Origin of the sequence: Cloacibacterium sp. Arc13 (genome assembly GCF_041431305.1) — a bacterium.
In the GTDB taxonomy this organism is placed as follows: domain Bacteria; phylum Bacteroidota; class Bacteroidia; order Flavobacteriales; family Weeksellaceae; genus Cloacibacterium; species Cloacibacterium caeni_B.
Genome location: NZ_JASMRM010000009.1, coordinates 17,060 through 41,569, shown reverse-complemented (window position 1 = coordinate 41,569; position 24,510 = coordinate 17,060). Strand labels below are relative to the sequence as shown.

Annotated in this window: 20 protein-coding genes; 11 read left to right on the top strand and 9 right to left on the bottom strand. The window is 33.0% G+C overall.

Annotation, left to right across the window (positions count from 1 at the left end; all coding sequences use genetic code 11):
• Positions 1 to 150: 150 nt before the first annotated feature.
• On the top strand, positions 151 to 1,785 hold the full coding sequence (locus tag QO190_RS08235) for an NAD(P)-binding protein (protein ID WP_371462469.1): 1,635 nt from the start codon (positions 151 to 153) through the stop codon (positions 1,783 to 1,785).
• 13 nt (positions 1,786 to 1,798) lie between these two features.
• The gene (gene nifJ, locus QO190_RS08230) at positions 1,799 to 5,374 is read left to right on the top strand and encodes a pyruvate:ferredoxin (flavodoxin) oxidoreductase (protein WP_371462472.1); all 3,576 of its coding nucleotides are present in this window, start codon (positions 1,799 to 1,801) and stop codon (positions 5,372 to 5,374) included.
• A 61-nt stretch (positions 5,375 to 5,435) separates the two neighbouring features.
• On the opposite strand, the gene QO190_RS08225 is transcribed toward nifJ, so the two are convergent.
• The 4 genes from QO190_RS08225 to QO190_RS08210 all read right to left on the bottom strand — a co-directional run bounded on the left by QO190_RS08225 (position 5,436) and on the right by QO190_RS08210 (position 10,518).
• Entirely contained in the window at positions 5,436 to 8,171 is a 2,736-nt protein-coding gene (locus tag QO190_RS08225) for a class I SAM-dependent DNA methyltransferase (protein ID WP_371462474.1), read from the bottom strand.
• Between the two features lie 101 nt (positions 8,172 to 8,272).
• Complete coding sequence (locus QO190_RS08220; protein ID WP_069797016.1) at positions 8,273 to 8,791, bottom strand: DsrE/DsrF/DrsH-like family protein; 519 nt, start codon at positions 8,789 to 8,791, stop codon at positions 8,273 to 8,275.
• Positions 8,792 to 8,882: 91 nt separating this feature from the next.
• Positions 8,883 to 9,191 (bottom strand): TusE/DsrC/DsvC family sulfur relay protein, encoded by a 309-nt coding sequence (locus QO190_RS08215; protein ID WP_069797015.1) that lies wholly within the window; start codon positions 9,189 to 9,191, stop codon positions 8,883 to 8,885.
• 79 nt (positions 9,192 to 9,270) lie between these two features.
• Complete coding sequence (locus tag QO190_RS08210) at positions 9,271 to 10,518, bottom strand: NAD(P)/FAD-dependent oxidoreductase (protein WP_371462477.1); 1,248 nt, start codon at positions 10,516 to 10,518, stop codon at positions 9,271 to 9,273.
• Between the two features lie 169 nt (positions 10,519 to 10,687).
• Here QO190_RS08210 and QO190_RS08205 point away from each other — a divergent pair, with 169 nt between their 5' ends.
• Together QO190_RS08205 and QO190_RS08200 are read left to right on the top strand one after the other, a co-directional pair.
• The gene (locus QO190_RS08205; protein WP_371462480.1) at positions 10,688 to 11,275 is read left to right on the top strand and encodes an HD family hydrolase; all 588 of its coding nucleotides are present in this window, start codon (positions 10,688 to 10,690) and stop codon (positions 11,273 to 11,275) included.
• Between the two features lie 61 nt (positions 11,276 to 11,336).
• On the top strand, positions 11,337 to 12,284 hold the full coding sequence (locus tag QO190_RS08200) for an isopenicillin N synthase family dioxygenase (RefSeq protein WP_371462482.1): 948 nt from the start codon (positions 11,337 to 11,339) through the stop codon (positions 12,282 to 12,284).
• A gap of 248 nt (positions 12,285 to 12,532) precedes the next feature.
• Here the strand turns inward: QO190_RS08200 and QO190_RS08195 are convergent, their stop codons facing one another.
• Positions 12,533 to 13,729, bottom strand: coding sequence for an MFS transporter (locus QO190_RS08195; protein ID WP_371481300.1), 1,197 nt, complete (start codon positions 13,727 to 13,729; stop codon positions 12,533 to 12,535).
• Between the two features lie 84 nt (positions 13,730 to 13,813).
• On the bottom strand, positions 13,814 to 15,964 hold the full coding sequence (locus QO190_RS08190; RefSeq protein WP_371462486.1) for a DNA mismatch repair protein MutS: 2,151 nt from the start codon (positions 15,962 to 15,964) through the stop codon (positions 13,814 to 13,816).
• A gap of 84 nt (positions 15,965 to 16,048) precedes the next feature.
• On the opposite strand from QO190_RS08190, the gene QO190_RS08185 reads away from it, so the two are divergent.
• The 4 genes from QO190_RS08185 to QO190_RS08170 are packed head-to-tail and all read left to right on the top strand — an operon-like array spanning position 16,049 to position 18,480.
• Positions 16,049 to 16,654 carry a hypothetical protein gene (locus QO190_RS08185; RefSeq protein ID WP_371462488.1) on the top strand — a complete coding sequence of 202 codons (606 nt, stop codon included), beginning with the start codon at positions 16,049 to 16,051 and terminating at the stop codon, positions 16,652 to 16,654.
• A gap of 55 nt (positions 16,655 to 16,709) precedes the next feature.
• On the top strand, positions 16,710 to 17,087 hold the full coding sequence (locus tag QO190_RS08180; RefSeq protein ID WP_371462490.1) for a hypothetical protein: 378 nt from the start codon (positions 16,710 to 16,712) through the stop codon (positions 17,085 to 17,087).
• A gap of 7 nt (positions 17,088 to 17,094) precedes the next feature.
• Entirely contained in the window at positions 17,095 to 17,781 is a 687-nt protein-coding gene (locus QO190_RS08175) for a hypothetical protein (RefSeq protein WP_371462492.1), read from the top strand.
• A gap of 3 nt (positions 17,782 to 17,784) precedes the next feature.
• A complete protein-coding gene (locus tag QO190_RS08170) occupies positions 17,785 to 18,480 on the top strand; it encodes a uracil-DNA glycosylase (protein WP_371481298.1) in 696 nt (231 codons plus the stop codon).
• Between the two features lie 203 nt (positions 18,481 to 18,683).
• Here QO190_RS08170 and QO190_RS08165 read toward each other — a convergent pair whose 3' ends face one another.
• Both QO190_RS08165 and QO190_RS08160 read right to left on the bottom strand, forming a co-directional pair.
• On the bottom strand, positions 18,684 to 19,163 hold the full coding sequence (locus QO190_RS08165) for a hypothetical protein (protein WP_213189613.1): 480 nt from the start codon (positions 19,161 to 19,163) through the stop codon (positions 18,684 to 18,686).
• A gap of 4 nt (positions 19,164 to 19,167) precedes the next feature.
• Positions 19,168 to 19,653 carry a DUF456 domain-containing protein gene (locus tag QO190_RS08160; RefSeq protein WP_371462494.1) on the bottom strand — a complete coding sequence of 162 codons (486 nt, stop codon included), beginning with the start codon at positions 19,651 to 19,653 and terminating at the stop codon, positions 19,168 to 19,170.
• An 83-nt stretch (positions 19,654 to 19,736) separates the two neighbouring features.
• On the opposite strand from QO190_RS08160, the gene QO190_RS08155 reads away from it, so the two are divergent.
• The 3 genes from QO190_RS08155 to QO190_RS08145 all read left to right on the top strand — a co-directional run bounded on the left by QO190_RS08155 (position 19,737) and on the right by QO190_RS08145 (position 22,680).
• Complete coding sequence (locus tag QO190_RS08155; RefSeq protein ID WP_371462496.1) at positions 19,737 to 20,978, top strand: mechanosensitive ion channel family protein; 1,242 nt, start codon at positions 19,737 to 19,739, stop codon at positions 20,976 to 20,978.
• Between the two features lie 58 nt (positions 20,979 to 21,036).
• Positions 21,037 to 21,756 (top strand): pyridoxine 5'-phosphate synthase, encoded by a 720-nt coding sequence (locus QO190_RS08150; protein WP_371462498.1) that lies wholly within the window; start codon positions 21,037 to 21,039, stop codon positions 21,754 to 21,756.
• A 150-nt stretch (positions 21,757 to 21,906) separates the two neighbouring features.
• The gene (locus QO190_RS08145) at positions 21,907 to 22,680 is read left to right on the top strand and encodes an alpha/beta fold hydrolase (protein ID WP_371462500.1); all 774 of its coding nucleotides are present in this window, start codon (positions 21,907 to 21,909) and stop codon (positions 22,678 to 22,680) included.
• On the opposite strand, the gene QO190_RS08140 is transcribed toward QO190_RS08145, so the two are convergent.
• Positions 22,677 to 24,347 carry an ArnT family glycosyltransferase gene (locus QO190_RS08140; RefSeq protein WP_371462502.1) on the bottom strand — a complete coding sequence of 557 codons (1,671 nt, stop codon included), beginning with the start codon at positions 24,345 to 24,347 and terminating at the stop codon, positions 22,677 to 22,679. The two genes, QO190_RS08145 and QO190_RS08140, sit on opposite strands and share 4 nt — an antisense overlap.
• Between the last annotated feature and the right edge of the window lie 163 nt (positions 24,348 to 24,510).

The following is a 24,510-nucleotide window of genomic DNA, read 5'->3' as shown; positions in this document are numbered from 1 at the left end:
TCACAAATCTCCAAAACATGACAAATGTATGCTTATAAAACTCAAAGTTCTTATGCGTTAATTAATAAATTTGTTAATTGAACTTTTGTGACCAATCTTTTTTAAAAGTCACTTTTTATAAATGTAGATAACATCAAATAAACACATAAAATGAGTTTTATTAAAACGGATTTAACCAAACTTGCAAACCTTAATAAAAGCAAGGGAACTGGTTCTATTAGGAAAAGTAAACCAGAATACGTTGATTTTTTTCCACCTTGTAATAACGCTTGTCCAGCTGGCGAAAATATTCAGGCTTGGCTTTCTCTGGCTCAAGAAGGAAAAATAGAAGACGCTTGGAGAAAATTAACCGAGCAAAATCCTATGGCTGCGATTCATGGGAGAGTTTGTTATCATCCTTGCGAAAATTCTTGCAACAGAAAAGATTTAGATTCTTCGGTGAGCATTCACGCTGTAGAAAGATTCTTAGGAGACGAAGCACTTAAAAATAATTGGCAATTTTATCCTCCGAAAACGCTTACTGGTAAGAAAATTATGATTGTAGGTGCAGGTCCTTCTGGACTTTCGGCGGCATATCATCTTAGAAAATTAGGCCACGAAGTCACTATTTTCGAAGCTGGCCCAGTTGCTGGTGGAATGATGAACTTTGGGATTCCTGCTTACAGAATGCCTAGAAATATTCTTCAAGCTGAAATTAAAAGAATTGAAAATTTCGGAGTGAAAATTGTTTTGAATTATAAAGTTCAAGATATTCTCAAAGAAAAAGAAAATGGTGGTTTTGATGCGGTTTTTGTAGCTATTGGAGCACATTTAGCCAAAAAAGTAAATATTCCAGCTCAAGAAGCGAGTAAAATTTTAGATGCGGTTTCTTTCTTGAAAGAAGCTGATGAAAATAGCGATAATAAACCACTTTTAGGAAGAAGAGTCGCCATTTACGGAGGTGGAAATACTGCAATGGATGCAGCGAGAACTGCGAAAAGATTAGGTGCAGATGAAGCCATGATTATTTACAGAAGAGATCGCGAACATATGCCTGCTCACGAATTTGAAGCAGATGAAGCTTTAAGCGAGGGGGTAAAAATCCATTGGTTGAGTACCATTAAAAATATGGAAACTTCTTCTATCACCGTAGAAAAAATGCAAGTGGTTAATGGAAAAGCCGTTCCAACTGGTGAATACGAAACTTTGGAAGCTGATTCATTAATTCTAGCTCTTGGACAAGAAGCAGATACCGATTTCTTAAAACATATTGAAGGAATTACCTTCAAAGAAGACGGAACTACAGTTGAGGTAAATCCTTCAATGATGACAGGTTATCCTGGAATTTTTGCAGGAGGAGATATGGTTCCTAGTGAAAGAACGGTAACGATTGCTACTGGTCATGGTAAAAAAGCAGCAAGAAATATTGATGCTTGGCTTAGAAATACCACTTACGAAAAACCAGCCAACAATCCTTTTGTTACCATTGAAAAACTACAAATTTGGTTCAAAACAGATGCTGAAAAGAAAGCACAACAACATTTAGAAATTGAGAAAGCAGTAGAAACTTTTGATGAAATTGTTGCAGGTTATACTACTGAAGAAGCAGTTTACGAAGCACAACGTTGTCTTTCTTGCGGTAATTGTTTCGAGTGCGATAGTTGTTATGGAGCGTGTCCGGAAGGTGCGATTTCCAAAAACGGAAAAGGTGAGGGTTACACCATCAATTACGATTTGTGTACAGGTTGTGGCGTTTGCGCAGAACAATGTCCTTGTCACGCTTTAGATATGGTTTTAGAACATTAATCAATTGAAAAAAATGAAAAATCAAAATAAAATAATAGCAACCATAGACGGCAACGAAGCTGCAGCGTACATCGCGTACAGAGTAAACGAAGTTTGTGCCATTTATCCTATTACGCCATCTTCCACAATGGCAGAATTGGCAGACGAATGGGCGTCTAAAGGAATTAAAAATATCTGGGGAAACGTTCCCGAAATTATAGAAATGCAAAGTGAAGGCGGTGCAGCAGGTACTGTTCACGGTTCACTTCAGGCTGGTGCGCTTACAACCACTTTTACCGCATCACAAGGGTTGATGCTCATGCTTCCGAATATGTACAAAATTGCAGGGGAGTTAACCAGCGCAGTTTTTCACGTAGCAGCACGTTCTTTGGCAGCGCAAGCTTTGTCGATTTTTGGTGACCATCAAGATGTAATGGCAGCCAGAACTACTGGTTTTGCGATGCTTTCTTCTGCAAGTGTTCAAGAAGCACACGATATGGCGCTTATTGCCCAAGCTACCACTTTGAGAGCGAGAATTCCCTTTATTCATTTCTTTGACGGTTTTAGAACTTCTCACGAAGTGAACAAAATTAATCTTTTAAATGACGACCAAATTCGTGCAATGATAGATGATGAATTGGTGATTGCACACAGAAATAGAAGTTTAAATCCTGATAAACCTTTTGTAAGAGGAACTGCTCAGAATCCTGATGTTTATTTCCAAGGAAGAGAAACTTCTAATCCTTATTATGCTAAAATTCCTACCATTTTAAAGGAAGAAATGAAGAAATTCTCTAAAATTTCAGGTAGAAATTATGCTCCTGTAACGTATTTCGGACATCCAGAAGCAGAAAATGTTATCGTAATTATGGGTTCTGGCGTAGAAACCGTGATTCCAACTTCAGAATTTCTGAATAAAAATGGAGAAAGAACAGGTGTTCTGAAAATCTCGTTGTTTAGACCATTCCCAAATGAAGATTTTATTTCGGTTTTACCAAAATCAGTGAAAAAAATTGCTGTTTTAGACAGAACCAAAGAACCTGGAAGCAATGGTGAACCAATGTATCAAGATGTTCTGGTTTGCCTTACAGAAGCACTCACCAATGGAACTTTAGAAAAAATGCCAAAAATTATTGGTGGTAGATACGGACTTTCGTCTAAAGAATTTACACCAGCTATGGTAAAAGCGGTTTATGATAATTTAAAAACCGAAAATTCTAAAAACCATTTTACGGTAGGGATTACAGATGATGTAAGTTTTACTAGTATTAATGTAGATTATAACTTCAAATTAGATGATTCTGGATGGAACCAAGCGCTGTTTTTCGGTTTGGGAGCAGATGGAACGGTTGGCGCGAATAAAAATTCAATTAAAATTATTGGAGAAAACACGGAACTTTCTGCACAAGGATATTTCGTTTATGATTCTAAAAAATCTGGAGCGAAAACCGTTTCTCACCTTCGTTTCGGGCACGAACCGATTGAGGCGCCTTATTTGATTTCAAAAGCAGATTTCATCGCTTGTCATTTCTTCAAATTTTTAGAAAATGAAGATATGCTCAGTTTTGCTAAAAATGGAGCTAAATTTTTATTGAACTCGCCTTATTCTAAAGATGAGGTTTGGGATAAATTGCCTTACCAAGTTCAGCAACAATTGATTGAAAAAAACATTAAATTTTTCGTTATAGATGCCAATGAAGTTGCCGAAAAAACAGGAATGCGAGGCAGAATTAATACCATTATGCAAACGTGTTTCTTTAAGCTTTCGGGAGTTTTATCAGAAGAAGAAGCAATTAAACAAATCAAAAAAGCGATTGAAAAAACATATATCAAAAAAGGGCAAGCTGTAGTAGACAAAAACTTTGAAGCGGTAGACCAAACTTTGGCGAACTTGTTTGAAGTTAAAATTCCAACTGCGGTAACTGCCGAAAAAGGAGAGGAGCAAACTGTTGACGAAAATGCGCCAGATTTTGTGAAAAATATCACTTACAAAATGATGATTGGCAAAGGTGATGATTTACCTGTAAGTGCTATTCCTGCTGATGGAACGTATCCAAACGGAACTACAAAATGGGAAAAACGTAATATTTCTGAAAAAGTAGCCCATTGGGATTCAGACATCTGTATTCAGTGTGGTAATTGTAGTTTTGTGTGTCCTCATTCTGTAATTCGTTCTAAATTTTATCACAAAGACTTATTGACCGAAGTTCCAGAAGGTTTTCAATCAGCACCAATTAATGCAAGAGGTTTCCCTGAAACCAAGTTCACGCTTCAGGTATATGAAGAAGATTGTACTGGTTGTAAATTATGCTACGAAGCTTGTCCTGTAATCGACCAAGAAAATGAAGAATTGCGTGCGATTAATATTTTACCAAAAAATCCAGACCTTAAAAAACATAGAAAAGTGATTTCTTATTTCGAGAAATTGCCAATTCACGATAAAAATATGGTGAATTATTCCACAGTTCACGGCGTACAATTTTTAGAACCAATGTTTGAGTTTTCTGGAGCTTGTGCAGGTTGTGGAGAAACACCTTACATTAAAGTTCTCACTCAACTTTTCGGTGATAGATTAATGGTAGCTAATGCAACGGGCTGTTCATCTATTTACGGAGGAAATTTACCAACTACACCTTGGAGTTCTAATTCTAAAGGAAAAGGACCGGCTTGGAGCAATTCTCTCTTCGAAGATAATGCCGAATTTGGTCTGGGAATGAGACTTTCAGCGGATAAGCAATTGCAAATGGCTCATTATTACGCCGAAAAATTAAAACCAGAGTTGGGCGAAGATTTTATTAATGAAATTATCCATGCACCTCAAAAATTAGAAAGTCAAATCATCAAACAAAGAGAAAGAGTAGAAATTCTAAAAAATAGATTGCAATTTTCTGAAAATCCAGATGCAAAACATCTCTATTCTTTAGCAGATCACTTGGTTCACCGTGCTGTTTGGCTTATTGGTGGCGATGGTTGGGCTTATGATATTGGAAGTGGAGGTTTAGACCATGCACTTTCTACAGGTAGAAATATCAATGTTTTGGTTTTGGATACCGAAGTTTACAGTAATACAGGTGGACAAAGTTCTAAAGCAACGCCTACAGCTGCTTCTGCGAAATTTGCAACTGCAGGAAAACGTGTTGGCAAAAAAGATTTGGCGATGCAAGCTATTTCTTATGGAAATGTTTACGTAGCAACCGTGGCGATGGGAGCAAATCCTCAACAAACATTATTGGCAATGCGTGAAGCAGAAGCTTATGACGGACCTTCATTAATTCTAGCGTACAGTCATTGTATTGCACACGGAATTGATATGGAAAAAGGTTTGAACCAACAAAAAATGGCTGTAGCAAGTGGTTATTGGCCATTGATTAGATTCAATCCTGTGTTGAGAAAAAACAATAAAAATCCGTTTATCTTAGATTCTATTCGTCCTACAATTCCTTTTGAAGAATATGCGTACAACGAATTGCGTTACCGAGTTCTAAAACAAACGCAACCGCAAGATGCAGAACATTTGATGCAATTGGCACAAGAAATAGTTGACCTAAGATGGAAAACGTATGAAGATATGGCTTCATTAGGAGCCGAAAACTTCCAACCGACTTTTTAAGTTGAAAATTGAAAGTTGAAAATTGAAAATGAAAACCTCCCGAATTTTGGGAGGTTTTTCGTTATTTTGTCTTTTTAGGTTTTTCTTTGGCAAATAAATCTGCGGTGTATTTTTCATAGAGTTCAAAAAGAAACTCCATGCGTTTTGCTTCTGTAGTGAAGGTTTGTTTACTGTAGGCGGAATCTACCGCTTTATCTAGCTCGTTGTGTGCTTTTACTAAAGCTGGTGGCATAGTAAGAGGATTGTATAAATCAGCCAAAGAACTGTTAGGGAAAGAAGCTCTAACATCTAAAACTTTTTGTGCTTTTTCTTCTATCAGTTGTATCTGTTTTTCGGTAGGATTTTCTGGCCAAGGATAGTTATTGTACACAATATCTTTTGAATATCTGTAACGACTTTCTAATCTACCGCAAGTAGTTTTAACCCAAGCCATATGCATGGTTGACATTAAAATTCCAAAATGGAAAAGTTTTGCATCTGGCATTATTAAATTACCATTTGTAGAAATTGTATTTTTATCAATAAAACCCATTGGGATATAATTTCTTCTCTCTGAAGAAACTACTGGGATTACTAGACAAGAATCTGGATTATTGGTTTCTCTAAATAAAGTTGGTGTCATTGCTAATTTCTGCATTGACTTATCTCTACTTGTTAGCCTATCAGCCTTTACTCTATTAACCCTTTCAATAACCAAAGGCATTTTTCTTAATTCATCTGGAGGGCAATCAACCAACCATAAACAGAAACGTTTTTTATTGTTAATAAACTCATCTGAACCAATTAATCTTTTTATGTATTTTTTTGAGTTAGGTTCATTTTTTATAAGAGATTCTAAATCATTTTCTTCAATAATTAATCCTTCACTTTTTGCATAGTAATTACCTTTTAAAATTCTTGGTACATCACACAAAGGTTTAGTTCTTTTAGTTACAAATATATCCTTTGCATCCACTAAATACGGATTTATATTTTTAACTTTTAATTCATGGGCTTCACCTCTAATATCTTCATAATCAAAAATACGTTTATTTAAAATTTCAAAATTTGTAAATCCAATAATTACACAATCAACACCTGCATTCCCCTTTGCTTCATTACTCCATTTAAATGTTCTGTGAGCAAAATGAATTTTAATTGCGTATTTATTAATCATTTGTCCCCATAAAATACTGGTTTGTTCTCCTTGAACAATTGAATTTGTAGAAACAAAAGCTACTTTTATTTTGGTGTTTTGAATATATTTTGCTGCTTTTAAATACCAACCCGTTACATAATCTAAAACTCCACTTCCTTGAATATTATCAAATTCTTTTATAATTTGATTTCTTTGAAATTGACTCATAATATTTGAACCAATGAATGGAGGATTGCCAATAATATAAGAAAGTTCATTTTTAGAAACTACTTCTTCCCAATTTACTTCAAGAGCGTCACCATGCACAATTTTAGCAGATTTTTTTAATGGTAAACGCGCAAAGTATTGTCCGAATTCATTACTAATGAGCATGTTCATTTGGTGGTCGATTAACCACATGGCTACTTCGGCTATTCTTGCAGGAAATTCTTCGTATTCTATACCGCACATCATATCCACATCTAGCCAAATAATATCGCTCACGTCTAAAACGCCTTGTCCGTTTTTATAAGTAGCACGCAGAATTTCTAATTCTAGCAAACGCAGTTCTCTGTAGGTAATCACCAAGAAATTACCACAACCACAAGCTGGATCTAGAAATTTCAGTTGGCTTATTTTTTTATGAAATTCTGGGAGTTTGTTTTTATTGCCTTTGATGCTTTCAAATTCTGCCCAAAGTTCATCTAAAAACAGTGGTTTAATGAGTTTTAAAATATTGGTTTCGCTAGTATAGTGTGCTCCTAAGTTTCTGCGTTCTTTAGGATTCATTACGCTTTGGAACATAGAGCCAAAAATAGCAGGCGAAATTTTACTCCAATCGATGTAACAACAATCGAGCAGTGCCAATCTCATTTTGCTATCAAAACTAGCCATAGGTAGAATTTCTTCAAATAACTTACCGTTTACGTAAGGAAATTCATTCAGTTGTTCGTCTAGATTTTTAAATCTTTTGTCTAGAGGAGTATTGAGAACCTGAAATAGTTCTTGTAGTTTAGAAGCCAAATCACTGCCATCTTCGGCAGTTCTTTGTTCTATATAATCTTGAAACTGTTGTTTATTGAAAATAGTAGTATCTTCTGCAAAGAGACAAAATAAAATCCTTACCAAATATACTTCAAGAGGATGTCCTTCATACCCTATTTCTTCTAATCTGTCATGAAGTTTTCCCATTAATTCTGCCGCTTTTATATTGGCGGGATCTTGTTCTTTATAAGTTTTCTTTTGGTAGCCCAATAAATAACCGAAACTTTGTACATGGTTTACCAATTCGTCTAGGGTAAATTCTAGAGTAGATTGTTCTTCGGTATCATATAATCTAAAAATATGGAAATCAGAGACTAATACATATTTTGGGAGTTCGTTTTGTTTAAGACCATGTGTATAATCTATGGCTTGATTGAAAGCTTTGTCTAGGTTTTTTCCTCGGCTTTTCATTTCTACCAGAATAGTACCTTTCCAGAGCAAATCTATGTAACCGTCTGCTTCAGAAAGTTTTTTTACTCTGTGTTCGAAAGTTCCTATTTTTTTTCTTGTAATCCCAAAAACATCAAAGAATGCATCTAAAAAAGGTTTAGCATCTGCTTCTTCATTGGTTGTATTTTTCCATTCTTTTGAGAATTGTAGCGCTCTACTTTTAATTTCGTTCCAGCTTAATGGCATTATTAATTTTTTTAAGATTTAAAAATACAAAATTTAGGCGTAAATCAAAAATCCCCACCAATTTCTCGGTGAGGATTTAGATAATAATTAAAATTATTTATTTAGATAAAAATAATTTGAGTGCCTTCTCCAGCTGCTCTTGCGTAGAAATCTCCTACGGTTAAGATACCTTCCACTTCTGGAGTTAAGTCTTCTTCTTTTAAATCAAACATTTCAAAAGCCAGTTTACAAACCCAAAGTCTGCAACCAGAAGCTGATAAAATTTCTATAAATTCATCAATTGGCGGAATGTCTAATTTTTCCATTTTAGATTTCATCATTTTGGTAGCAAGAGCTTCCATTCCTGGTAAACCTCCTAACATGGTAGGCATGTGCATTGCAGGATTTCCCACAGTAGCCACATGAATGTCTTTTAGTCTGTCTTTAATTACAGCATCTAGTCCGAAGAAAGTAAAGAAAATTTCTGCTTCCATACCTTCCATTCTCGCACCGTTTGCCAAAATAAAACCTGCGTAAACACTTTCTAAAGTCCCTTTAGAAATGATTACCATTACTTTTTCTATAGGTTTTAGAGATTTATCTAAATCTGCTAATGGATTTTTTAATAATGTAGTTTCCATATTTTTTGTTTTATTTATTGAGGGATTAGGTCTTTAGTATTTGAAAAAAAATCAATTTACTAATCCCTTCATCCTAATTCCTAAATCCTTTTTAAATACAAGATTTTGGTTTAGAAATTCCTGCCAATCTACTAGAGATTTTTAGTGGTCCTTTTGGGAACAATTCATAGAATTCTTTAATATCTACTACTCCAGATTTTCCCACGCCTCTTATGGTTAATGCTACATCTTTTTTCTGTTGGTCTCTTAAATATTCTAACACGTCGAAATGTCTGTTTCCTAATTCTAAACCGTCTTCTTTAGCCATTTCTTTAGCTACTTCGTGATTCCATTGGTTCATGTCTGTAAGGTATCCCTCGTCGTTTACATTGATTGTAAAACCTGCATAAGTTTTTTCCATTTTGATAATATTTTTTTGTTAATTTTTTTTAAATTTTAGAAATTCACCGTTCACAGCCCAGCGAATTCACTATTCACTTTTATACTGTTTCTTTGTCAAACTTCTTTCCTGCTCTGCTCATTGTAGGCGTTACGAAAGGTATTTTTCTAGCTGGAAGAAGCATATTCCAATACACCCATTTGAAAGCCATTTTTCCGAAGTGGTTGAAAGCACTTTCTTCTAATAAATTAAGTGGACCGATTCCAGCAAATGGGAATTTTCCTTTTAATGGTTCTACATCATAATTGAAGTCAATCAATAATGCTTTTCCTTTTCCTGTTTCTATGAAACAATTGGCATGACCGTCAAATTCTGGATTAAGTGGTTTTCCTTCTATATATTTTAGAATATTTTCAGTAAGAATTTCGGCTTCGAAATGTGCTACAGAACCAGCCTTAGAAGCAGGAACATTCGTAGCATCACCGATTACGAAGATGTTTTCTTTTACTTTACTTTGTAAGGTATTTTTATCAGTAGGAACATAGTTTAGATCATCTCCAAAACCTGAACGAAGAATACATTCATCTCCCATATTGGTAGGTATGGTTACTAATAAGTCAAAATCTACCACTTCGCCACCGTAATCGAACATTTTTCCGTTTTCTCCTTCTATATGTTCTACTGCGAAATCTGGAACAATTTTTATATTTTTTTCCTCTAATAAATAATTGAGCGTTTCAGTAGTTTTAGGCTTTGTAAATGCGCCAGAAAGTGGAGTAACGTAAGAAATTTCTACTTTGTCTCTCATTCCTTTTTTGGTGAAGTAATCATCTGCTAAAAAAGCAAATTCTAGCGGAGCAACAGGACATTTTATTGGCATTTCAGTAATGTGAACTACTAATTTTCCTCCTGGCCAAGTTTCTAATTTTTTAGCCAAAGCACAACTTCCCTCGAAAGTATAGAAATCGAAAATATTTTTTTGCCAAGTGTCTCCTTTCATTCCCGGAACTTCTTCTGGAGCGATTTTACAACCTGTAGCAATGATGAGAATGTCATATTTTACATTTCTTCCGTTTTCTAAAATAACGGTATCTGTATCTTTATCTATTCTGTCGATTTTTTCACGAATAAGTTGAATTCCTTTTGGTAAAAATTCATCAATCGTTCTTTTAACATCTTCTGGTTGATAGGTTCCAAAAGGAATAAATAAAAATCCTGGCTGATAGTAATGAGACTTAAATTGGTCTACCAAAGTAATTTGCCAATCTTTTTTATTCAGTTTTTTTACTAGGTGATTCGCCATCATGGTTCCGGCGGTTCCTGCTCCTAAGATTACTAAATTTTTCATATTTTCTAAGTTTATAAGAATGAGTTATTCTTAATTTTCTTGTACAAATTTACATCAGCGCAAAATGGACTTGTGTAACTTATATTACACAACCTCAATGACTTTTGTCATTAAAATCGAAATAAAATCCGTTATTTTTATTTGACTTAAATTTGTAAAAAATTTGAAAATGTACTTAGAAAAAGAGATAGAGTTCATCCTTACTTTAGACCAACTTAAAAATGTAATCCGTAGAAATTTTAATCATGACAATTCCCGTAGAGAAAATACAGCAGAACATTCTTGGCAAGTGATTGTTTTTGCACAGATTCTCTTTCCTTATGCTCGAAACAAAGAAAAAATAGATTTAGGAAGAGTGATTAAGATGCTTTCTATCCATGATGTGGTAGAAATAGATGCAGGAGATACTTTTTTCTATGATGAAAAAGCAAATGAAGGAAAATTCGAGCGTGAATTGGCTTCTGCTGAAAGAATTTTTGGAATTTTAGCAGAACCTATGAAATCAGAATTTATGAACCTTTGGTTAGAATTCGAAGCTGGAGAAACAGAAACCGCCATTTTTGCAAGTGCTGTAGACAGAATGATTCCTTTTGTGATGAATTGTTTTAACAATGGTTTAAGTTGGATAGAAGCTGGAGTAGAGTTCGAGAAGGTGCAAAAAATGCTTCGTCCGAGAATAGAATTGGCTTCAGAAGATATGCTCGATACCTTTGATGTGTTGATTAGAAAGGCTTTTGACGAAGGGAAACTTTTATAGCAGTTATTCAATAAATTTCTTTATTTTCGCATCCCGGAGATTAACGATTAATTATTTAAAAATGAATAAAATTCCTAGCGTAGATTTACGCGATTTTCTTTCGGGAGACGAAACAAGAAAACAAAAATTTGTAAACGAAATTGGTAAAGCATACGAAGAAATAGGTTTCGTAGCGCTAAAAGGTCATTTCTTAGACCAAAATTTAGTAGACCAATTGTACGCCGAAATCAAAAACTTCTTTAGCCTTCCTGTAGAAGTAAAATCAAAATACGAAATTCCTGGAATTGGCGGTCAAAGAGGTTATGTAGGCTTCGGAAAAGAAACTGCAAAAGGCTTCAAAGCAGCTGATTTAAAAGAGTTTTGGCATTTCGGACAATATTTACCAGAAGGTTCTAAATATTTAGCAGAATATCCAGAAAATGTAGAAGTTGCAGAAGCGCCAGAATTTAACAAAGTAGGAAAAGAAGCCTATAAAATGTTAGAAAAAACTGGAATTTATGTATTGAGAGCTTTAGCATTATATGTAGGTTTAGATGAGTTTTATTTCGATAAATTCGTAGCAGAAGGAAACAGTATTCTTAGACCAATTCACTATCCACCGATTACGGAAGAGCCAAAAGATGCAGTAAGAGCAGCAGCTCATGGTGATATCAATTTAATCACTCTTTTAATGGGAGCTCACGGAAAAGGTTTACAAGTGAGAGACCACGAAGGAAATTGGGTAGATGCAATTGCGCAACCAGACGAATTGATGATTAATGTAGGCGATATGCTTTCTAGACATACCAATAATAAACTGAAATCTACGATTCACCAAGTGGTAAATCCAGAGAGAGAATTATGGGGAACTTCTAGATATTCTATTCCGTTTTTCATGCATCCAGTAAGCGAAATGCCGTTAAACTGTTTAGAAAATTGTATTGACGAAGACCATCCTAAATTATACGAAGACACCACTGCTGGAGAATTCTTGCACGAAAGATTAGTAGAATTAGGATTGATTAAATAAAATTTAATAAAATCTTAGATTTAAAAATCATTGGTCATCAACTTTTATTTAATTTAATCGCAAAGTTTTTCAAATTTAAAATAAACCATTTAAGAAAGCAAAGGTAAATTCGCTAGCGAATTGATGAAGCGTTCGCTTAAAAAACGAATTAATTCGTTAAACTTTGCTCACTAAAATAATGAGCAAGTTTTTATTAAACCTTTGCGTTTCAAAAAAATAAATAATAAAATTTAAAAATCGAACCTTTTTTAAGGTTCGATTTTTTCTTTTTTAAAGGCAAAAATCAAATAAATAATTCCGAAAATAATGGTGAGAAAAACCAAGAAAACTTGCCAATCTAATTTCTGTAAAATCACACCGCTGAAACTTCCTAAAGTACTTGCACCAATGTAATAGAGCAGCAAATAAAACGCAATGGTTACCGTTCTTTTTTCTTTTGAAAAATTCCCCACTGATTTACTGCAAACGGTATGCGCTACAAAAAAACTATACGTGAAAACGGCTAATCCTACAATCACAGCTATCGTATTTTGTAGGAAAAAGAAGAGAATTCCTAGAATTCCTACTAAACTCATGGTTTTTAAAACATTTTCAGAATTTTTGAGTTTTCTTTCCCAAAAACTGACATTCATAGAACCAAAAACGCCAGAAATATAGAGTACGTAAACATAAGAAATCCAACTTCTGGAAATGTTAAATGGCGCTTTGACCAAGAAAAAAGCCATGTAATTGTACAAACTTACAAAAGTGCCCAGCAAAAGAAATCCTGTTATGTAATAAGGCAATAATTTGGGATGCGTGATGAGTTTGAAATTTGGTTCTATTAAAGTTTTAAAAGATTCTTTTTTTGGTTTGAAGTTTTGTGATTTAGGAGCGAGTATAAAAAATAAAATCGCAAAAATAAGACACCAAATTCCAATAAATTCTGACGCAAATTGCCAAGATTTATAATGCGAGACTTGAGAAGAAATCACTCTTCCTATCATTCCGCCCACTGCATTTCCTGCGATATAAAACCCTGTAATTCTCAATTTTCTGTTTTCTGAAACTTCTTCTGCGATGTAAGCCAAACAAACAGAAGTAGCACCCGAAAGCAAAAATCCTTTCAAGAAATTGAGTGCAATCAACACGTTGAAATTTTCAGAAAATGATGAGGTAAAAGCTAAAACTGCCGATGCAAATAAACAATATCCGATGACTTTTTTTCGGCTGTATCGGTCTGCTACGAAAGTGGAAGTGATTAAACCAAGAGCCATTCCCAAAGTCGCCGAAGAGACTGCAAAACTGCTTTTGGCTTTATTGATTTTGAAGTATTCTACCAAATCAGGAAGCAATGCCTGATAATAATACAACAATCCAAAACATGACAATCCCGCCAAAAATACTGCAATAGCAATTTGTAAATCACGATTTTTGATGGTATTTGATTTCATATTAATGTTCATGCAGATTTTAGTAATCATGCATATTATTGGAAAAATTAATCTGCCCAATTCGCTCAATCAGCGAGAGTTTTCAATTTTTCATTATTAAATTCTCTCCAGTTCGTCTTTAGAAATTTGCGTTTTAAAAAGTCCGTAATTCACGGTTACTTTTCCGTTTTTGTGAATGGTTTCTATGGTTCCCACAGATGTAGAACCCGCAATACGTACACGTTGACCAACTTTCATCCAAACTGCGCGTTCTTTCTTGGTTTTTTCTTCCAATTTTTGGTTGGTTTCTGCAATTTGAACTTGTATATTTTCTTTTTTCAGTTGTTGTTCTACTTTTCGTTTGGTGACTTTCAGTTTCTCAGATTCTGCTTTGTCTGAACCGAGTTTTCGGAATTTTTCCTGCTCCAGAATTTTTACAAAATCTTTTACGATATCTTTTCTGGATTTTCCTTTCAGATAACCATCAATAAAGGCTTCTATCTTATTTCCGAACTGTAATTTTCGGTGTTCTTCTTCATATAATTTTTGGAAATTATACAGTTTTTGTTGAAGTTGCTCATTCAGTTTTTGCAGATTTTCGCGTTTATCTTCTACCGATTCTTTTTGCTCGACAAGGTTAGATTTCAGTTTTTCAACCTCAAATTTTTCTTGTTGCAATTTCACGATGGTTTTATCGAGATTTACCACGTCTTTTTCTACTTTAGAACGAGCATTTTTAATGATAAATCTTGGAATTCTATTTTTTTCTGCCACTTCAAAAGTGAAAGAACTTCCAGCTTGTCCCACTTCTAATTTGTACAAAGGTTCCAATGAATATTCATCGAAAAGCATCGCCGCATTCGTTGCATTTGGCAATTGTTCTACCACCAATTTAATGTTGGTGTAATGCGTGGTAATAATCGCGAAAGATTTTTTTTCATAGAAAAATTCCAGAAAACTTTCTGCTAAAGCGCCACCCAATTCTGGGTCAGAACCCGTCCCGAATTCATCAATCAAAAGCAAAGTATTATCATCAGCTTCTCTGATAATTCCAGACATTTTTTTGAGTCGAGAACTGTACGTAGAAAGGTGATTTTCAATCGATTGATTGTCACCAATATCCGTTCTGATTTTTTCAAAAAAGAACATTTCAGATTTCGGATGTACAGGCACCAAAATTCCGCTCTGAATCATCAATTGAAGCAAACCAACGGTTTTCAGTGTGATAGATTTTCCACCAGCATTTGGTCCAGAAATACAGAGAATTCGGTTATGCTCTGTCAAAGTCAATGTTTGCGGATAGATTTCCTTTTTTTCTTCTCGGTTTCTCAATAAAAGTAACGGGTGAAATGCGTTGACCAATCTCATAGTTTTATGACGATTGATTTTCGGCAAAACGCCACCAATTTTTTCTGCAAATTTGGCTTTTGCTCTCGTAATATCTAAATCGAATATATATTTTTGATATTCTTCTAATTCTGGAGCGAAAATGGCAATTTCTGCCGTAAGTTTTCGCAGAATTTTATCCACTTCTTTCTTTTCTTCTTCTTCCGCTTCACGAAGTTTAAAATAATGTCTAGAAACACTTTCTGGCTGAATGTAAGTGATAGAACCTGTTTTAGAAACGCCTAAAACTCTACCAGGAACACGTTTTTTGAAGCCAGATTTTACTGCCAAAACTCTTTGGTCATCAATCACCGTTTCTTTAATTTCATCTAAAAAATCGGTTGAAGAAAGGTGAGAAAGCGTTTTGCTAAAATTCTCTTGAATGTGTTTTTTGGCGTGCTGAATTTCGGTTCTCAAAGATTTTAAAATGGGTGAAGCTTCAGATTTTACTTCACCAAAACGATTAAAAACTTTGTCGATTTTATCTACAATTTCCTTCTTGAAATCCAATTGCATCACTTCTTCCAGCAAAATAGGGAAGGTTTCGGAAAGCACGGGAAAGAATTTCTGCAATTTCCCGATTTGTTCCGTAAGGTTTTTAATCTTGATAAAAGCAGCGTTTTCTAACCTGAAATTTTCGATATGCATTACCTTGAGTTCTGCTTCTATATCTTCGTATTCACTAAACGGAATTGCGTTTGAACTCTCGTAACTCGTGAGATATTCGGCAGTTTTTTTCAAAGTAATTTCTGCTTCATCTATTTTTAAAAGTTTTAGATGAAGGATTTTTTCTGCCACTTTTGGAGAATACGCATAAGGAGAAATTTCCGCGAGCAATTTCGGGAATTCTAATTCTTGTAAATTTTCTTTGGTTACTTGCACAATGCAAAGATAATGTAAAGTCGTTGAATTGTAAAGTTGTAAAATCGTTCCGATGATTTTTGTAAATTTGAGGAAATGAATTTTATGAAAAAACTAATAGCGATTTTTATGGTTTTGGGATTGGTCTCATGTAAAACAAATAAAATTAATAATGAAAATATTTCTTTTTTAAATGAATTTAGAACTATAAAGTTAGATACATTAAAATATATTGATGTTGATTATTTTGCAAAAGAAAATATTGTAAAAAAATTGAAATCTGAATATAATAATCTTTATCCCACAAATTATTTATTATCTCAATCAATAGAAACGCCGATTGAAGCAATTGTAAAATTTAAACTTGATAAAAATAATTGGGGATTAATTATAAAAGGAAGAGGAGAAAAAAAAATTAATACGTGTAATTTTCTATTATATAATAAAAAACTAAAGAAAATAACATCTTTTCTTGAAATATTAAATTCTACAAAAACTGATGAGTATTATTTCTTAAAAAAAGGGACAATTTTTAAGCCAGATTCTAATAATATTATTGGTACATATTCTTATGAAAGTATTTTTTTAGATGACAAAAATAATATTTATAAAGATTTTTATATAATTAAGTTATTACCTACAGAAATTAATATTGTTAAATTATCTGGTAAAGAATTAAAAAATTACCAAAGGTTTTTTGAAAATAAATAAAAAAATGACTTAATTCAAAATATATACATTGAAAATCAAAAGTCTAAATAAAACTATGAAAAAACTAATAGCGATTTTTACTGTTTTAAGTTTGATTTCTTGTGGAAATACTTTTCCTGAAAAGCAAAGTTTTGATAAAATAAATTCTATCGAAATTGAAAACATTCAGATAAAGAAAAATTTGAATGATTCAATAGTTGTAGATTTTAGTAAAAATGATATTGAAAATTTCGTAAATGAGATTAATTCTTCAAATAAGTTAGAGTTAAGAAAAGCAATTCCAAATTATTGGATTTTTGTGAAATTTAAGAATGGAAATGAGCGTAAATTTAAATTAACTGATACTTATATTGGAGAAAATGATTGGTATATGAAGACTAGAAAAACTAACTTTTTTCAAAATATATACATTGAAAATCAAAAGTCTAAATAATAAAACTATGAAAAAACTAATAGCAATTTTTATTGTTTTAAGTTTAATTTCTTGTAAAAAAGAAGTTCCAAAAACTGAAATTAAAAAACAAAAAGTACCAGAAATGAAAGTTTGGGTAAGTAAAAATCAAAAATTTTTAGACCAATTTAAAACTGTAGATTTTGATACGCTTAAAGTATTTTCAGCGGAAGATATTTATGATGAGAAATTTGAGTATAAAGGAAAATTATTAAATATTGCTGATTCAATATTTTTTCCAAAAGAAATTTCAATTTTTGATATGAATAAAGTTGATGCTTATGCGGTATATAAATTTGATATAGACAAAAATAATTTAGGATTAATTGCAAGGGTTGGTGGAGAATATGATGCTTCTTCTGTGAAATTTTTTAACTATAACAAGCAAAAAGAAATAATAACAGATTATAGGCAATTAGCAGATTTTGGTGGAGATGCAGGTGATATTTGGGAAACAAAATCATGGATTTTTAAAAACAATCAGCTATTCAATTTTTTTGTTTGGGAAAAATTTGAGCATGATAACTCGGTAGACGAAGAACCTAAATTGCCAAGTTATAAAGAAAATCATTACTTTCTATTACAATTCAATAATGGAAAATTAGACACAATTAGTAAAAATAATAAACAATTAGAAAAACAATTTTCTAAAATTATTAAGAAAGAAAGTTTGTAGTTTTTGCAAAAAAATGCAACTTTACAACCCAACAAATTCACAACTTTACAACAAATCATGACTTGGACAGAGATTCTTGCCCCAATAAAAAATACTGAATATTTTGAAACGCTTTGGCAAAAAGTGAAAAATGAATATGCTACCACAAAATGTTTTCCGCCAAAAAATCAGATTTTCCGAGCGATTGAACTTACGCCTTTTGATGAGGTAGAAGTGGTGATTATTGGTCAAGATCCGTATCATAATGATTTTCAGGCAAATGGTTTGTGTTTTTCGGTTTCTGATTTGGTAAAAGCGCCGCCTTCTCTCAAAAATATTTTTACAGAACTGAAAGAAGATTTGGGAATTGAAAAAACCTCCAATGAATTGGATTCTTGGGCGAAACAAGGTGTTTTATTGCTCAATGCTACTTTAACAGTTCGTGCGCATGAACCGAATTCTCACAAAGATTTGGGCTGGGAAAAATTCACAGATTTTATCATCAAAGAAATTTCTGAAAAGAAAGAAAATGTGGTTTTTGTTTTGTGGGGCGCATTTGCACAAAAAAAAGCTTCGCTCATAGATGAAACGAAGCATTTTATTATTCAGTCGGCGCATCCTTCTCCGTTTTCGGTGTACAGAGGTTTCTACGGAAGCAGACCTTTTTCTAAAATTAATGAATATCTGATTTCTAAAAATAAGAAACCGATAAACTGGTAGTGAATTTTATAAGTTACCGTTCTTTTGCGTGAGCGATTGCAGTGGAAATCCTTTTTAAAATTTTTTGTTATGGCAACCCTTTTTGCGTTTTGAACGCAGAAAGGGTTTAAGCTCTGGGAAAAATTTTAAAAAGATTGTAACGGAAAGCGCGGTCTTTTTTCGGTTGTTGGCAAAAGTTTTGGCGAAAAAGACACGCGCAAAAATTATTCTACTTTAATATCTACCACGTATTTTCCTTTCAGTTTTTCAAAGTTTACTTCTGTAGAATTGGCAGGATAAAAATTAACAAGCGTGTATTTGTGACCATTAAAAACGAAAGAATTTTTAAGGTTTTTTCCAGCATCATCTATTGTAGAAACGATGAATTTTCTAGGTCTAGAATGCACACTCATCACTTCTATTTCTGCAGAAGCATAACCTGCCCAAACACAACGAGCGTTCATAGGACATCTGTTGTCTTCGGTCACTTTATTGAAGGTGATGTTTACTTTTTCATTTTCTAAAAATATATTTTGTTTTTCTATCAAACGAGTAACGCCAGATTCTGGTTTTTCTGTAGGATAGGTAGAATTTACTTCTTGAGAGCTGGTTACAGGCATTTTCATTTCTGTAGATTTTTGTTGACAAGTGCATTGAGTTACCAAAAAGGTAGCTGCTGCTAATATTAAGAATTTAGTGTTCATGTTTTTAAGAATTGAAGATGTTAATAAGTACTACCAAAAACATTGCCAATCCTACCATAAGATTAAAACCCGTTCCGTAGATGAAGCCAATGAAAGCACCTTTTGTAGCTTTGAGTGCTTTTTGTTTGTCGTTTCTGTCATGCAAGAGTTCTCCTAAAAAAACACCTAATAACATACCAATAAGAAAACCAAGTGGTGGAAAAAATAAACCTACAATCGTCCCGATGAAACCTCCATATTTTCCGTAATTGCTGCCACCATATTTCTCGGTGGTTTTGATGGGTATAATGTAATTAAGCACCAATGAGATGAGTGTTAAAATCCCAAAAATGACAATATACCAAATAGAAAAATCTGGATTTGCGCCGTATTTGTAAAGAATTAATCCTACAAAACTCACCGCTAATCCTGGTAAAACAGGCAAGAAAGTTCCTAGAATTCCTATTGCTATGATGATAAGTGAGACAATGGTAATAATATTTTGTTCCATAAATCCTTAATTAGTTTGGTTAAAAGTAATAAATAAAAGCAAATTCCCAATGATATTTTTTATTTTTGCGTAAATTTAGCTTTATGGGATTATTAAGAAAATGGAGTTTAGAAATTGGTCAGTTTGTAAAAGAAAATTTTACAGAAGAATTGACTTTGCCGGCTACTATTGGATTTAAAATCCTTTTTTTATGCTTGGTTTTTATCGTTATTGATTTTATTTCAGTAATGTTTTGGAAATTATTTTCTAGGTTTTTGGTCAATGTTTTTAAAAGTAAACCCATTCTAAAAGAAGCATATAAACAAAAAGCTTGGCGTTCTATTGGTCATTTTTTCTCTTTGTTTTTTGTTTACCTTATATATGATGAAATTTTTGCGGTTATTCACCCAAAAACACATATTTATGTAGGAAGATTAATCGTTTTCGGGCAAGTGATGGTCATCGCTTTCTTGGCTTATCGTTTCGCCAAAGCTTTAGAAAATTATTACATTCAAAATAAAGATAATTATAGAATAACTGCTATTAAAGCGCTTTCTGAAACCATTAGAATTTTTGGAACTGTTGTTTTTTCATTAATAGGAATTTTTGTAATTTTTGGAATCAGCCTTAATACGGTAATTACCTTTTTAGGAGCAATTACAGCGGTTATTCTATTGGTTTTCAGGGATACCATTTTAGGATTTGTGACAGGAATTCATGTTTCTACTTCTAAAAATCTTAAAATTGGCGATTGGATTGGAATTCCGAAGTATAATATCGAAGGAAATATTCAAGATATCAACTTATTGACGACTAAAATTGTCAATTTTGACAAAACTATTTCCACAATTCCTACCTACGATTTGCTTTCTACGGAAATCAGAAATCACCAAGTAATGTACGAAGGTAGTAGCCGAAGAATTAAGCGTTCGATTTATTTTAATATCAAGTCTTTCAAATTTGTGGATGATGAATTCTATGAAAAAGTAAAAGACATCAACTTGATTTCTGAATATTTGGATAGAAAACTTCGCGAAATTGCAGAAAGCAAGAAGAATATTCCACATGCTGAAAGAATTATCAATGGTCAACAGTTAACCAACATCGGACTTTTTAGAAATTATGTATTGAATTACCTCAAAAATAATCCAAAAGTAGATCAAGACGAAATCGTTTTGGTTCGTCAGTTAGAAATTTCTCCTCAAGGAATGCCTTTAGAAATTTATTGTTTTGCCAACAAAGCAGAATTGGTAGATTACGAAAGAATTCAGGCAGATATTTTTGACCATATTCTTACCGCAGCACAAGAATTTGACCTTGAGATCATGCAAGTAGCAAAAGCATAAGTCAAAGAGCCAATTAAAAAGTAAAAAGAACCAAGTATTAAATTACCAACAACAGAAAATGACAAAATTATCAGTAAATATCAATAAAATTGCGACCATCAGAAATGCAAGAGGCGCAGAAACTCCTAGTGTAACCGAAGCCGCAATTAAAATCCTAGAATTTGGCGGACAAGGAATTACCATTCATCCAAGACCAGACGAAAGACATATCACCAGAAAAGATGTGTACGATTTGAAACCTTTGGTTTACACAGAATTTAATATCGAAGGAAATCCTCATCGTCCTTTTATTAATATGGTTTTAGAAGTAAAACCAGAGCAAGTTACCTTGGTTCCAGATGCAGATGATGCCATCACTTCTAACCAAGGTTGGGATTGCGAGAAAAATCTAGATTTTTTAAAATCTGTGATTGCAGAATTTAAAAATGCAGGAATTAGAACGTCTATTTTTCTTGACCCAAATCCAGAAATGGTGAAATTTGCGGCAGAAACAGGAACAGACAGAATAGAACTTTATACCGAAGCTTACGCCAGAAATTACGAAACCGACAAAGAAACTGCCATAAAACCGTATTACGAAACCGCTTTAGAAGCTACAAAATATGGTTTGGGAATTAATGCAGGTCATGATTTGAGTTTAGATAATTTGAAATATTTCGCAGATAATATACCGAATTTGTTAGAAGTTTCTATTGGACACGCTTTAATTTCTGAAGCATTGTATTTGGGTTTAGAAAACACCATTCAAGCGTATTTAAAGAGATTGGCGAAATGGTAAATTCAATTGAAAGTTGATAGTTGAGAATTGAAAATTTTAAATCTGCTGAAACAGCAAAATCAGCGAGAAAAATTGTATTCTAACGATTGATTTTTCTTTGCGAGTTTTAGAAATAAATAAAAAATTCTGCGCACTTTGCGTGAAAAAAATATGCAAATTTTACATTCAAAAATATACGGACAAGAAAAAAACGGAACGCCATTGCTCGTTTTTCACGGACTTTTCGGGATGCTAGACAATTGGGGAAGTTTCGGAAAAGAGTTTGGAGAATTGTTTCCAACTCATTTGATTGACTTAAGAAATCATGGAAAAAGTTTTCATTCAGATGAGATGAATCATCAAGTTTTGGCAGATGATATTCTCAATTATATGAATTTTCATGGCATCGAAAAAGCCAATCTTCTCGGGCATTCTCTCGGTGGAAAAGCCGTGATGACTTTTGCGATTTCTTATCCAGAAAAAGTGGAAAAACTGATTGTAGCAGATATCGCTCCAAAAGCGTATCCTCCTCATCATCAAGGAATTATCAAAGCACTTCAATCGGTAAATTTCGATGAAGTAAAATCAAGACAAGACGTGGAAAACGTTTTGGCTCAGTACATTCCAGAGAAATTTGTGATTCAGTTTTTGACTAAAAACTTGTATTGGACGGAAGATAAAAAACTCAATTGGCGTTTTAACATCAATACTTTGGCGGAAAAATACAATGATTTCGTTGCCAATGCCATAAAATTTGGAAAATTCGAGGGCGAAACTTTGTTTTTAGCAGGTGCAAAATCTCATTATATCCTTCCGCAAGATGAATTATTGATGCGCCAACAGTTCCCAAAATATCAATTGGTTTCTATTGCTAATGCAGGACACTGGCTTCAAGCCGAAAATCCAAAAGATTTTAATCAAGCGGTAAAAGAGTTTTTAGCTTAATCCACTGTTGCTTTTACAAATTTCGAATTATAAGCATTCCCCAAAATACAATTGGTGGTAATGCCGAAATTGTAATCGCCAGCTTTTAGGTTTTGCGTGTTGATTTTAATCTGCGTTTTGAAACTTTCTCCAGGTTTTAAAACGGTTGGCATTTTTTCAATTTCTGTAGGAATATCCGTTGTTTCTCTGTGCGCCAAAAATACAGCAGTAATGGTCACTGGAATTTCAGGATGATTGAAATTTACCACGTTTTTTGTAGGATTATAAATCGTAATCGGAATAATTTGATTGTTTTTGAGTTGTTCAGATGGAAGCTCAAATTCTATTTTTAAACGGTTGGGTGTTTGGAAATGTTCTACATAAAAACCATTAAAGCTAATGTGTTCTTTATCTAATAATTTTATCGCTTTTGGAGATTCTGGTTTTTCTACAAAAACTCTTTTTCCAAAATAGTTTTGTTCTCTTTGCCAAATGTCAAATTGTGTTTTTTTAACATTTAAAGAACCTAGAGTAGAAGATTCATTTCCTGTAAAATAGTTGTACAAAGAAGTCGATTGGAATGAACCGGTAAATAAAACGGGAGTTTTTCCTATTTTTTTAGCTAAAGCCTCATATTTTTGTTTTTTGCCAGTAAATTCTAAAGTTTTAGGAAGAAGGTTTGTTAAAATAACTACTCTAGCGAGAAAAACTAAAAATATAGAACCCAAAACATACGTGCGCACATATTTTTTCCAAGATGGCTTTTCTTTGATAAATTGTAAGAATAAAATTAACATCGGAATAGAGGCAATTACTGTCCAATGTGGCTCTACATGTCCTCTAAGACTCGTTAAAGCAAAGAAAACCAAGAAACCTACACTTACAAAATAATAGGCTTTTTCTTGAAGATTTTGGTATTTATTTTTAAAAAGTAAAATAACAAAAGGAATTAATATAAACGGATTGAAAACCGCAAATTGGTTGGGTAGATATTCTAGAAAATAAATAAATTCAAAATCTTCTGAACGATCTACCAAGTGATACTGAAACGTAGGGAAATTATGCTCAATATGCCACATTAAATGTGGAATCATCAATAAAGAAGTTATAATTCCAGCAAGATAAATATAAGGTTTTGTCAGCATTTTTAAGTTAGAAATCACCACGAAAAACACCAATAAAACAGCTTGATATTTACTGTAAAAAAGCAATGCAACAGAAATTCCTAGTAAAACTGCATTCCAAAAATTTTGTTTTTCGGTAAATCTTTTATACAAAATAAAAAATATTGTCCCGAAAAATAGCAAAGGAACATCTGGTGTGGTGATGAAGGAATAAGCATTCATCATGACTAAACCTAATGACAGAATGATAAATTCATTTACATAAGAAGCTTTGTCTTTCGGTAAAAGGTATTTCCAAATGAGAAATAAATTTCCAGAAAATAGTAAAACGGTTAAAAATCTTACTCCCAGATTTCCATTAAAAAAAAGTTGAGAAATCTTAATCACCAATGCTACCATCGGTGGATGATCATAATATCCCCAGTCTAAATCTCTCGCATATTGGTAATAATAGGCTTCGTCTAAAGTAATTTCGGTAAAAAATGCCTGTAAAAGATTGATGAAAGTAATAATGAGTATGAAAAGATAAATTTTTTTAGATGAAGTTTTAGGGGTTTCAGACATTCCTTTTTTTTGCAAAAATAACAAACTTTATCATCAAAATTCAAACATTAATTGTTTAAGTTAACATAATTCTTTATAACTTTATTATTTGTATGTTTGGGTAAATTTTTATTCAAAAATTTACAATTAAAATTTACAAGAATTGGATTAATTGTTTTTGCAA